Source organism: Anaerovibrio lipolyticus (assembly GCF_021531495.1).
Classification (GTDB): Bacteria; Bacillota; Negativicutes; order Selenomonadales; family Selenomonadaceae; genus Anaerovibrio.
The window spans coordinates 13,990-27,150 of the sequence record NZ_JADYTY010000029.1 but is presented as its reverse complement, the minus strand read 5'-3'; the positions used below and the strand labels follow the sequence as shown (position 1 = coordinate 27,150).

The window sequence follows — 13,161 nt, the reverse complement described above, 5'->3', positions numbered from 1 at the left end:
GTGCCTGTAAGGGTATATGTCATGCCTCAGTAAAGAGTATATGTATGCCGTTATGCAAATAAGTCTTTGGCTCTACAAATCAGAATTTATACAATTAGTTACTATTCATCTTGTCATAGCCATAACAGGCATTAAACAAGCTATTCTCCTTGCAAAAAACAGCAGTCCGCGGACTGCTGTTTTATATTTAATCTATATGTTCGTGGGAGTGGTCAATATATCCACCTGGCAAATCAGCATCGTGAGTATAATCTACCATATGGTCATAACATACGGTCTTATCATGACAATGCTTAACACAGTGGCGATTAATTTTGCCAAAGACTTCCTGTGTACGGAGCTCCTCCTGACGCCGTGGACAGTAAGGATTATCACATACAGAATACTTGCCAATAGGAATATTGTCAAAACATTCTACCATGCCATCAACAATGGCTCGACGCATACCTCTGCGCCAGCTAGGTGAGTTGAACAAACCATCACTACCAGAATATCCTCGTTTGAGATATTCTGCCCTATCTATATATTCACCAGTATTAACATTTATAGCACGTACAGTAATCCGGAAATCACTCCACATGCTTGCGCTAATGAATTTTTTCTTTACTTGCTGATTTACAGAATGAATGTTAAACATCAGAAGATAATCATAATCTGACATGCCTTGAGCTTGTAGTTCTCTAGCAAATTTTACGTAATCTTCCTTAGGCAAGGTCGAAAGATGCTTTGTGAAATTATAACTATTATCATTACCCAAAGAATCATTTTCTCCCTGGCTTTTTGCTGAATGTGTAGTGCTATATTCTCCAGCAGATGCATTGCTGCCATAATAGGCGGTATAATTACCCTGCGATTGCGTAGTATCTTTTTGACCGTATACAGGAATGCGCTCATACATATTTTCCAGCTTCTCAAATTCCTTCATCAACACATCATGTGCCTCAGTAACCACATACTTATCGCCAAAGTTTCTGCGGCCCATTTCATATTTCATATGTTCATCTGTAATTCTTTTGGTAGGGTATCTTGTACCGGGAAATTTAGCATTCAGCATCCGACGAATATACCCCATAGTCTGGTCATCTAATAGCATCTCATCGTCGCCTACAACAATATAACCTATCTTAACAGCATCATCCTGATACTGATAATCTGACTTAACCGGCTCAAAATACTCTGACACATTATTGTAAACAGTGTCATTTCTATCCAGATTAACTCTACTTGCTCCATAGGAGTTTCCAGCTGTCCCCATCAAAAAGCCGCCTACTGTCAACATTACAGCCAATCTTTTTGCAAAACTCATCCTTGACATAAATGCTGCTCCCCTCTAAAAACTACCATTGTAATATACATATATACTTATCCACATATACATTATGATAGCATAGTTGTCCCCCCCCCGCAAGACATTCAAGATAGAAATAAGGCCCAATTTTTTCAGTCTTGCGGCAAAGGAGCCTTCTGCTAAACACACCTAGAAGGAAGCTAAAATTTTGTATCAGAAAAGAGCTGCCATAAACTGACAGCTCTCATGTATTCCTTATTTCATTATAGCTCCATCAAAGCCAGTCAGGGTAGCAAAGTAATCTGCATTAGTCTCTGCCCGACGAATAAGCTCCACAGAACCATCCTGACGCAGCAACAGTTCTGCACTTCTCAGCTTGCCATTATACTGGAACCCCATAGCATGACCATGAGCCCCTGCATCGTGAATAATAATTCTATCCCCAATCTCAATCTTTGGCAGCTTGCGGTCAATGGCAAACTTATCATTATTCTCACAGAGAGAACCAGTTACATCATATACATGATCGCAAAGAGCATTTTCCTTGCCAGAAATAGTAATATGATGATATGCCCCATAGAGTGCTGGACGCATGAGATTTGCCATACAGGAATCCAGGCCAATGTAATCCTTGTAGGTTTTCTTCTCATGAAGCACGGTAGATACCAGCCAACCAGCAGGGCCGGTAATAGCTCGACCGCTTTCCATTTTGATACCCATATTAGTCAAGCCAGCAGGACCAAGAATATCCTTATATGCCTGCTGAATTCCCTTGCCTACAGCCTCCAAATCTACTGGCTCCTCCTCTGGACGATATGGTATACCTACACCGCCGCCCAGATTTACAAATTCCAGTTCAATGCCCAGACGATTCTTAATTTCCACAGCCAGATTGAACATAAGCTTGGCTGTATAAATAAAGCCCTCGGTGCGACGCTCGTTGGAAATAACCATGGTATGGAGGCCAAATCGCTTCACACCCTTGGCCTGAGCCATCTTATAGGCATCAAAAATCTGATCATAGGTAACACCATATTTAGCCTCAGTAGGCTTGCCAATAATATCATTTCCTTCAATAAGATTGCCTGGATTGTAACGGAAGGAAAGACACTGTGGCATACCAGCATGCTGTGCCAAATATTCAATATGGGAAATATCATCCAAATTAATAATAGCTCCCAGCTCAATGGCCTTCTGGAACTCATCTGCCGGAGTATCATTAGAGGTCAACATAATATCCTCCCCAGTAACGCCAGCGGCCTGGGACAGCAAAAGCTCTGGCAAAGAGCTGCAATCTGTACCAGCTCCCTCCTCGGCCAAAAGCTGAATCAAGCGAGGATTCGGGGTAGCCTTAACCGCAAAATGCTCCTTGAAGCTAGGAGTCCAGCTAAAGGCCTGCTGCAGCTTGCGAATATTGTTGCGAATTGCCTTTTCATCATAAATATGGAAAGGAGTTGGATACTTGGCAATAACCTGCTCTAATTGAGCCTTGTTCAAAGGAAAAGTCTTTTCACTCATAATTCTGCCTCCATTATATCTTTTTCGTTATAGAACGCTATTATATGATGTATTTTTTGTTATATTATATTTCGTTCATATTATAGAATAAGCGAGAATTAATGTCAATATCTAAAACCATTACTCACGTCTCACTATCATGCTGCAAGGGCTAAAAACCCCTGAATCAGCCTAATCTTTTCATTAATGCCTAGTATTTAGGTAAGAATTACTGGATAAATTTTAGCTTTTTTGACTATTTTGCTTTTATTTTTATTAAATTTATATTATAATCTTTATTAATAGGTTATTTGTCTTATTAATATTTATGGCGAATAATCTATCTGCCGTATCAAAGGGAGAGATGTCCGAGAGGTCGAAGGTGCCTGACTCGAAATCAGGTGTGGTTCATAGCCACCGAGGGTTCGAATCCCTCTCTCTCCGCCATATTACAAAACAAATCAACCATTAACATATATGCCAACACCGTCCAGTAACTAAATATGCATGGCCAGCACAATCAATAAGTACCTGATATGCATATTTAGTTACTTTATTATAAGCCTGATTGCAACATGCTACAGGGTTTATTGCGGTCGGTGTTTTTTCGTGTCTAAAAATACTTGGGGGGGAATACACTTGACCATTTGTATCAGCAGGCGGATAAGGCCATGTACGAAAGCAAACGCACAGAAGGTACCATCGCCACCTTCTATGATGATATCAAATAGGCTATCTAAAATTAAAAACCTGCAGCAAAAGGCTCCTTGCTGCAGGTTCTTTTAATATCTATATTTCTTACATATCTCGCAAATCAAAACAACCAGATTTCACTTTCCTCATCTGCTACCTGCAAATGATCCATTTCGATAATTCTAGGTTCAGCTCCATTTACATGCTGACTGCTAAGGTAACGCACATTGCTAAGGCTTCGATTTACCAGCTTCAACATATAAATATTGTCAAAGCGATTGTAGATATTATCTCCCCCCAAACCAGTTAGGCAAATCAGCTGCGTATTATTCTTGCGGGCTACCTCCATTAATGGCTTTAGCAAATGAGCCGAATAGGTTTTAGCAAAAGGATTGTCCATTAACAAAACCTTACCTTCATTTCTATCGGCAAAAATATCAGTTTCATCCCGGCGCATATAATATAACAAACTGCTGAGAATAACGAAAGCAGATAAAAACCCCTCGCCGCCGGAATTTTTGGCTACATCCCGCCAGCTAATCCTGATTTCTCTATCATGCTCTATCTTATATAGATGAATACTGATATTTTGCAAGCCTACAATCTGATCGTATAGATTTTTGGTTGTAACCCCCTGTCCTAATAATTCCTTGAGAGACTGCTTCTGTTCCAGAATTTCTAGACCACTCTTAGTAAGCTCCCCAAGATACGCCTCCATAAGGCCTTTATAATATTCTAATTCCTGCTCCCAATCCATCAAATCTATCCGCAACATTTTTATAGATTTGCCACGAATATTGATAGATGAGTTTCTATCCATTTTACCCAGTTCTTCGTGAACATTTTTCACATAGTCCAACAGCAAATTCTCTAGATTTTTCTGCTCTGCTTCTACTCTGGCCAAATCCAGCTCCAGCTTTTGCAGAGTAAGCTCATAGGCCTTGAGAATCCTTTCTAACTGGCTTTGAACTGCATGTCCTGTCATGGATACGCCTTCCAAGGTCAGCAGCTGCTTCTGAAAAAAGCCCTCAGACAATCTTTCATCTCGCAAAAGCTTCTGAATTTGCTTCCTCATATTGTCCAGACAGTCTTGAACAATCTTTTGCTGTCCATCGTAGCGGACCTGCAATTCCCTTAAATATGCTCTTAACTTCTCACGAGACATACTGGCAAAATCCGGCCATTCCATGGTATCCCAAATAGCATTTTCTGCCCTGTAATTTGCCATAACATCCAGACCACCTTCATAAATAGCCAGCCTTTGCTGATGATTATGTAGGTCTGTTGTGCTTTTTTCTTTTCTGTTGAGAAGCAAGTTCCGTTCATAGGCATATTCTTTAGACTTGATGGACTCCCTAGACAGTGGCTCCCTAGTATTGCATTCCCGTTGCAGTGTCTGCAATGTATTTTCCATCTGTTGCTGGACTTTAACACTATTTTTGTCCTCCTGATAATATTTTTGCTGTTTTACCTCCCTGTCTTGGCACAATTGCTTTAACTTATCCTTGGCTTCCAGCAGCTCTATTTCGCTATAAACAACATTTTGCCAATCTTCCTTCGCCAGATTATATTCTTTGGCTATAACCTTCATGTGATTTTCCATCTGGCTGACACTGCTCTGGGCCTTTTCCAGCTGAGAGACAATATTTTCCATTTCTCCCCTGCAGCCTTTCGTCAATACTTCATAGCGGGCAGTAAAATGCTCTATATCTTCTGGCAGCCCCTTCATGGCCTCCGGCCTTTCACAAGAGCCATAACTTTGGAAGTTAGCCGCTTTTTTATTGTGCTCATCAACCTGTTGATTAAGCTCTATTATCTTCTGGGTTATCCACTTGGCTTTTTCCTCACAGCCATTTATTTTATCCTGGCCCTGCTGGATTTTTTTCTCCTGAGCCAAGATAGCCTGTCCATTGGCCTCAATAGCCTGCAAAGCTTCCTGATAATCTCTATAACTCCCCACTAACAGAGCCAAATCGTCCTGCTGGCGGGACATAGTTTCCAGTTGCTTCTGATTTTTATTTTGTTGTTCCTGAAGCTTCAGGTATAGTTTCTTGTTTTCTATCTGATTATGTTTAGACTCTGTCAGTTGGTTGGCTAATGCTTCCTTGACTAGGGAAAATTCCCCCAGCTCTTCCTTAGCCTTGTCCATAATTGCCTTGGTTACAGTCTGATTTTTTAGAACCCCCAGAAGCCCTGCATATTTATCCTGCTCCTGACGGCGATGGTCAATCTCTTCTTCCTTGCGGGACAGTTTTTGCTTTAGACTCACCTGCATATCTTTAAGTTTGGCATCATCCAACAGTTCCTCATTAAACAGCATATAGAAAGGCAGCTTTTCCCAATCATAATGCTCTAGCTCTCCTGCCAGCTCTTCCCGCAAAACTATAGGTATGGGAAAAGAAGTACAAGCACCACCATTGGCCTTGGCTTTTTGCAGTCTTTGGAACTCATGACGACTCATCAGCAAGGCATAAGGTAGGAAAGGTAATTTTTTTACCAGCTGGGTATTTTGCTGCTGAGTATTACCATTTTGCTTCAACCATTCCATACCTTGAACAATGGTAATATCCAGCTCTCGGAACATATCCAGAAGCTCGTCTCCCAGCTCCACGGATCTACCAGTTTCCAATACATGTAGTTCTTTGCGCAGAGCTTCCTGAGCCATTTCCCCCCGGCGAATATCTCCCTGCAGCCGCTGCACCTTTTCCACCAACTTGGTCTGAATCAGCTGACCATTATAAATTTCTTTTTCTGGCAAATCTGCATATTTCAGCATATCCTGACGTTGGGCCAGCTGTTTATTTAGTTCCTGCAGCTGCATTTCACCATGGTCTATATCCCGATGATTTTGCATTTGCTTAGTCTGAATGGATTGTATTTCTCTTTCATAGTTCTGAGCCGCTTCCTCTGTCTTGGCAATGGCCTCACTATTATCAGCTATATTTTTGGTCAGAGCGGTCAGCTTATCGGCCAACTCCTCCCCCAGAATATCCAACATGCCATCATCATATAAACCCATGAGATTTCTCTGCAACCTTGTGGCATAACGCTGATTGTATTGCTGCTCCTCCTTGTCATAGGTGTTTTTCCTAGCTTTCAGCTCACCAGATAATTTATGCAGTTTGTCCAATTCCAACTGGGTAGCCTGACAGATATGCTTTAACCGCCGGATTTCCGCCTGGAGCTGTTCTGCCTCCTGCTGCCTCTCCGCACTATCATCTTCCAGCTTTTTGAGCAATTGACTATATTGTTTTTTGAGACAATATCCCAGATAGTCTATCTCTGGCTTATTATCCAATTCCTGCCGGCTCAGAACCTCTCTCTGGGCCTCCAGTTCAATTATCTGACCAAGGACTTTATCAATTTGATTCTGTTCATAGGCACATTCCTGGATATGCTGTCTCTGCTTCCAACTAGCTATCTCCTCATCAATTTCGTCTAATTGCTCTTTATATTCTCCCATAAGCTTTTGGCAAGTTGATAATTTATCCTGCAGGGCATAATATTCTGCGGAAATTCTTTCCTTATCCAGTTGCAGTATATTTTCTTGTAGAGTATCTATATCTTCCTGTACCTGCTGAATCTCTGTCTGCATTTCATTTCTCAGGGATTCCATTTTGCCATAAGCACCTTGCAAAACAGCTAATTGCTCTGCCTCGGCTTCCTCCGCCTCTGACATAGTAAGGGCAGCCTTTTCTACTGCCTTTGCCTGCTGTTGGAGATACAAAATATTTTCCTTATGACGAATTTTTTCATTGTTATTATAGTAAGAATGTATATACTTACCAGTTATCTCCCTAAATTCCTGAATCTTATCCCCTTCATTATTCAGCTTTTCTTCAATAATTGGCAAGAATTTTTTCTCTATTAATTCCTTTTCATTGCTACAGCCGTCAAAATACTGGGATAAGCCGGATTCGTCTTTATTGACTTCCCGAATAATACTTTGCCATTCCCTATATTCTATGCCATGTTCCCGCAGGTTTTGAAAATACTGTTTAGACTGGGCATAATTATTCATATCATAGTAAGCAAATCTGCCCTTATTTTCCCTGCGCAAATCTTCAAATAGCTTTTTGCAGTTGCTGTAACTATTAAGGATCAGCTCCTTATCAGTACGATTGACAACCTGCAGATGATGAATATCAAAAGGGCATTGTGCCTTGTACTCTGCTACAAAATTAACAATATCCAAAGCAGTATCTTCCTCAGCCTCCGTATGCTGACTCTGGCGCACCATCATACCTGTCAGTACATAACCAGCCTGTCCATCCAAAGCCCATTCTACCATGATAAATGAAGGCTTATTAGTGGTAAAGTAGCTCTCAAAAGGCCTGTTTTTCACCTGACGATATCGTTTCTGCACAAACAGAGCAGTAATCAGCTGTACCATAACGGTTTTACCCACGCCATTGTCCATGGTAATCAAAGTATTGTCTCCGTTAAGGTACATACACTCATCGCTGATTTTATTCATATTGTTATTGTAGTTTATATTCACAAACCTTATAGCATTAATCTTACTCATCAGCCTGCTCCTCTATCCCTGACATTACTGACAAAACCCTGCGGAAATTTTCCTGATTGAGAATATTAAAATCCATAAATACATCCAGCTTTTCCGTAGGCCATACTGTTTCTTCCCGCTCGATATACTGCACCAAGCCCTGTTCCTCCAGAAATTTGAAAATATTGTACAAAAAACCTTCCTTGGTAGTCTTTTGCCGATTCAGTTTCTCACTAGAGCGCAAAGCACTATAAGCCTCCAGCATGCGGGAAAACATTAGTCCATTGGCATTTTGCTGTTCCTCATCATATTGTCTAGCGCCGCTTTGCAAATATTCTTCAATCTTGTTTTGCAATTCGCCAATTTTGATATATTCCCTAATTTTGCTGCTTTGACCTTGACCATCATAAAATTCCATCAAAAAGACAATTATCACAAATTGAGCCAGATAATAATCCTTGTCCAAGGCTCCCCCCTTGCATAATTCTTTTTTTAGCTCCTGCTTGGTATAGCCTAAAAAATTGTTATCCTCCTGGGGAATGATATAAATAGTTCGGTTGTATTGGGCAATAATAACCTTGGCAATTTCTGCCTGGGATTTGGTCAATCCCCGCACTAATTCATTCTCCACAAATCCCTTATAGAGTCTGCCATCATCTCTATCGTTAAGCTGTTTGTGTTCCAGCAAATAATAAAATATTTCCTGACTCAGCTTGATATCATTTAAGTCATAAGCCATCTTATTCTTCTCCCTCCAAGATTATATTTACTTCGGAACACAAAATCTTACATCTTCTGCCCTGCTCCGTTAATATGTCCTCAAATACCACCGGTTCCTTAATGGGAAGCTTAACTATATAAATTTTGTCAATATGCTGCCACTGAGGATTTTCATCCAGCACCTTTAAAATACATCTGCTCAGGCTGAAATTGTCCCCTTCTTCCTGTATAAAGCTTTGCCGTTCCTGGCGAAGAAGAGCAATATCTATTTGTTCCCTGCGAATCAGCTCTATCATAATCTCCTTGAATATCCCCAAAGTAGGAATCATTGCTTCCTTGACTATGATTCTTTCTTCCAGAAGCTGACTCAACTCACTTAAGGTTATATGTCCATTAGGATAAGCCGCCTTTATAATACAGGCTATACTATCCTGATAAAGACGATTGCGAGCCTGCCTTTTACGTTCCTGCTCCTGCTCCCAAGCCTCCTGATCAAAATCCATAATCTCCGTATCTGGCTCATCCTCCCAGCGGCCTCTGCCCCGTTGAGGCACCAGCATTTTATGCATATTAAGATCCTTGTCTATTTTCTTGTTAAATAAAGGCCGGAGAAAATAATCTATTTTGTCCAATACCCGAATATCCCGCATAATAGGATCAAAAACCTCAGTCCGCAGGCTAAACCGTTGCACCGTATCCAAGGAAGCCATATTCTCCAAGGCTTCAGCGTAGAGGAAATTCAAATCATAGTGACTGTTAGTAAGCTTCTGATACTCATCCAGGGCCAAATTCAGATAGCTATCTATCTTTTGCAAAGTTTCCAAAGTATGTTTGTTTACCACCTTGTCGTTGCTATCACTATTTTCTATACCTACAATATCCACCTTAATCTTTCCACTGTATAGTTGCAGTTTTTTTCTAATTTCCCCAATGGTTTCCAAATCCACCTGCTGAATGGTGCCATAATCCTCTATATTGTAGTTGTGAGGATTGCGCCGTATTCTTTGCATAGCATCCTGAACCCGCTGAACCTGCCCCCTGATTCTGGCGAACATCTGCCTAATATCATCCAGTGCCTTATCATAGCTTTGTTTATCCATATGCATTCTGTACAGCATATCCTGAACTGTGAACTTCATATTTTCCTCTATTTCCAGAGTGCCTAAAATAAAGTCATAGCCCATATCTGTTAATTCATAGGAGGTACGACGCATTTCATGTTCGTCATAAATAATCTTGTTGCTAACATAATTCACATTGAATTTCTCGCTAGCCCTGGTGACAAAATCATAGGACTGATAATACATTGGGATGCCATCATTAGACAGAACTGTATTGATTACAAAATCTCCTAAAATCTGGCAATCCTCCAAGGACATATCCTGCTGAAAATATTGGTTATTCAAGTCATCTAAAAAACTGCCTATATCATCTATGGTGCAATTTTCGTAGCGCAGGGATTTTTCCATAATAAACAGCATTACAGCTAGCAATACCGTAATCTGCTGGGATTCATCCACAAAACCATAATTTTTCCAAATGGCCTTTTGTCCGCTATTCTTTAACAACACCGCATATTTGGCAATATTTTTTATCCGGCGGGCAAATTGAGCTAAAAAATCATACTGCATATAAAGCTCCTATTTTAATTCAAAAATCCATAATATTAAGGCATTCCTGTGGTATATATCTGCCAGCTTCCAGTATCTCCACCATAGTGTTGCGACAGGATATACTGAAATAGCTAAAGAAGATATTGTCTATATTGTGGTTTTGTCCATCCTTGGCACAAGGCAGCTTGGCTATTTCGCCTTCCTTAGCCAGCATAGCCTCATAGGCAGGCACAAAGGGCTTTATTTCTCTGTATTCCCTAAAGGACTGAGCTAGTTTTTCATAGATAAGGATACCCTCATAATCCAAATCACCAAAATATACGAAGTTATTCCTTTCATCCAGCAAATATGGCTCCGCACTAAGCTGAAACTCCTTAAATGTACTCCATACCCTTTTGCCAGCCCCATAAATCAAGGTACCTATAGGCTGACCAAAAATTGTCCTCTTTCCGGCAAGGAAATGACGACGCATACTGTAAAAAGTATCTTTATTCTCAATAATCAGCACTGTCTGAGTGACTTGCTTGTGAACCGTATAATAAGCAAAAGGCTCTGAGGTGGTATAAAAATTTAGTTTATCCTCAGACAAACCGCAGTGCTTCAATATGGTTTTGCCCCCATCCTTTTGCCAAAACTTTTCCTGCTTCCAGATAGCATAGCTGCGTTCATTAAGGGATATAGGGATGGTCAAATCTGGTTGCGTCTTGAAATATTGGCTCATCTGCTGTACAGCCTTCCGTTCCTTGGCATATACAGCTAAATTTTTCACATAATAATCGTGAGAAATCATGGGGGAAAGATTGTATAAAAGTTCTTGCTTTAAGTCCGAAAAATCCTGCTCCTGAAGCCACCAAAATTTTAAGGGCAGGGCAGGCTTTTTTCCATTGGTTCCAGCCGAAGCAATAGGCTTTATCTGTCCGCTATCGATAAGTTTCATTATATGAGCATATTGCTCAGTATAAGTCTTTTGCCTATAAGTTTTTAAAAGATCCTCCAAACTACATTTTTTCACATCCCACACCTCCTACATTCATAAATACAGTATATCATATTAGGCTTTTGTAATGCTTGCAAAAAATATGTACCTGTTATATAACGAGCATAAGAAAAAGACCACCAGCAGGCGGCTTGTCATCCTCGCTAGATGGTTAACACATTATTTCAGAGATAACCGCCTTTGTTTGGACGCAGAGGGCGGTTATTTTTTTCTATACATTAAAAAACTCTTTTTCTCATGCCTGTCAGCAAGGAAAAAGAGTTTTTGTTTTATGCTGTTTTGCCTATCATATCCAAGAATAATTTATGGATATGTCTGTCCTTGTCCAGCTCTGGGTGAAAGGCCAAAGCCAGTTGATTCTTGTAGCGGGCAGCCACAATATGTCCGTCTACCTTGGCCAAAATCTCTGTACCTTCTCCTGCCTCAACTACATAAGGGGCGCGAATAAAGGTCATGGGGATTTTGCCAAGCCCCTTAAAGTTTTCATCTCTATGAAAGCTTCCTAATTGTCTGCCATAAGCATTTCTTTTAACCGCTATAGGCATGGTAGCAAAATGACTAACGGTATCCCCCTCCAGCTTTTCGGCCAAAAGTATCATACCTGCACAGGTAGCCAGCACTGGCAAGCCATCTGCAATCCGCTGCTGCAGATTGGCAAACATATTGCTATCCCGCAAGAGCTTTCCCTGCACGGTACTTTCCCCCCCAGGCAATACCAAACCTTCAAAATCCGCCTGCAAATCCTCAGCCTTCCGCAGTTCTACACATTCTGCCCCCAGCTCACTAAGCACCTTTTCATGTTCAATAAAGGCTCCTTGAACCGCCAGCACACCTATCTTCATAAAATAAAACCTCCAAATTAGCTGCGTGGAACTTATTTGCCACGCTCTGCCATGAGGATGCTAATTTCATCCTCATTGATACCTACCATAGCTTCCCCCAAATCCTCAGACAGACGGGCAATCAAATCTGCATCTTTATAGTTGGTTACAGACTGAACAATGGCTGCAGCCCGCTTCTCAGGATTGCCGGACTTGAAAATACCAGAGCCTACAAATACACCTTCAGCCCCCAGCTGCATCATCAGAGCAGCATCAGCTGGAGTGGCTACACCGCCAGCGGCAAAGTTTACTACTGGCAAACGACGATTATCATGAACATACTGTACCAAATCATATGGCACCTGCAGCTCCTTGGCAGCCTCAAACAGCTCATCAGTCTGCAAGGAAGCAACCTTGGCAATCTGGCCATTAATCTTCCGCATATGCTGGACAGCCTGTACCACATCACCGGTACCTGGCTCACCCTTGGTACGAATCATAGAAGCACCTTCGGCGATGCGGCGGAGAGCCTCTCCCAAATCCCTGGCTCCGCAGACAAATGGCACCTTAAACTGATGCTTGTCAATATGATATACATTATCAGCAGGAGAGAGAACCTCACTCTCATCAATGTAATCTATCTCAATGGCCTCCAAAATCTGCGCCTCTACAAAATGACCAATACGGCATTTAGCCATAACAGGAATGGAAACAGCCTCCTGAATGCCCTTGATCATCTTAGGATCACTCATACGGGACACGCCCCCGGCTGCTCTGATATCTGCTGGAATCCTCTCCAAGGCCATAACAGCGCAAGCTCCGGCTGCCTCGGCAATTTTTGCCTGCTCTGGAGTAGTAACATCCATAATGACGCCACCCTTCAGCATCTGAGCCAGCTGCTTATTTAATTCATATCTGCTTGCCTGATTTTCACTCATATTAATACCTGCTTTCTATCTGTTGTTTTGTTGATTTTTATTTATGATTATAGCCACTTTTGACTATAGACAAAATAGCCAATATAT

8 protein-coding genes and 1 tRNA gene are annotated in these 13,161 nt (G+C 41.2%); 1 reads left to right on the top strand and 8 read right to left on the bottom strand.

Annotated features, from left to right (window positions below):
* Window positions 1–187: 187 nt before the first annotated feature.
* Complete coding sequence (locus tag I6E26_RS09175) at window positions 188–1,315, bottom strand: hypothetical protein (RefSeq protein WP_235321583.1); 1,128 nt, start codon at window positions 1,313–1,315, stop codon at window positions 188–190.
* 228 nt (window positions 1,316–1,543) lie between these two features.
* Window positions 1,544–2,806 (bottom strand): diaminopimelate decarboxylase, encoded by a 1,263-nt coding sequence (gene lysA, locus I6E26_RS09170; RefSeq protein WP_235321582.1) that lies wholly within the window; start codon window positions 2,804–2,806, stop codon window positions 1,544–1,546.
* Between the two features lie 337 nt (window positions 2,807–3,143).
* Here lysA and I6E26_RS09165 point away from each other — a divergent pair.
* Window positions 3,144–3,232 (top strand) — tRNA-Ser (locus I6E26_RS09165).
* Window positions 3,233–3,599: 367 nt separating this feature from the next.
* Here I6E26_RS09165 and I6E26_RS09160 read toward each other — a convergent pair.
* From I6E26_RS09160 to pdxS, 6 genes are all read right to left on the bottom strand, one after another.
* Complete coding sequence (locus I6E26_RS09160) at window positions 3,600–8,006, bottom strand: hypothetical protein (RefSeq protein ID WP_235321581.1); 4,407 nt, start codon at window positions 8,004–8,006, stop codon at window positions 3,600–3,602.
* Window positions 7,999–8,724, bottom strand: a complete 726-nt coding sequence (locus I6E26_RS09155) for a DUF6063 family protein (RefSeq protein ID WP_235321580.1) — start codon at window positions 8,722–8,724, stop codon at window positions 7,999–8,001. Before I6E26_RS09155 ends, I6E26_RS09160 begins: the two co-directional genes overlap by 8 nt.
* 1 nt (window position 8,725) lies before the next feature.
* On the bottom strand, window positions 8,726–10,336 hold the full coding sequence (locus tag I6E26_RS09150; RefSeq protein WP_235321579.1) for a hypothetical protein: 1,611 nt from the start codon (window positions 10,334–10,336) through the stop codon (window positions 8,726–8,728).
* 19 nt (window positions 10,337–10,355) lie between these two features.
* Window positions 10,356–11,330, bottom strand: a complete 975-nt coding sequence (locus I6E26_RS09145) for a Wadjet anti-phage system protein JetD domain-containing protein (protein ID WP_235321578.1) — start codon at window positions 11,328–11,330, stop codon at window positions 10,356–10,358.
* A gap of 254 nt (window positions 11,331–11,584) precedes the next feature.
* Entirely contained in the window at window positions 11,585–12,157 is a 573-nt protein-coding gene (pdxT, locus tag I6E26_RS09140; RefSeq protein WP_235321577.1) for a pyridoxal 5'-phosphate synthase glutaminase subunit PdxT, read from the bottom strand.
* Window positions 12,158–12,189: 32 nt separating this feature from the next.
* Window positions 12,190–13,074: a pyridoxal 5'-phosphate synthase lyase subunit PdxS gene (gene pdxS, locus I6E26_RS09135; protein WP_235321576.1), complete on the bottom strand. Its 885-nt coding sequence runs from the start codon at window positions 13,072–13,074 to the stop codon at window positions 12,190–12,192.
* Between the last annotated feature and the right edge of the window lie 87 nt (window positions 13,075–13,161).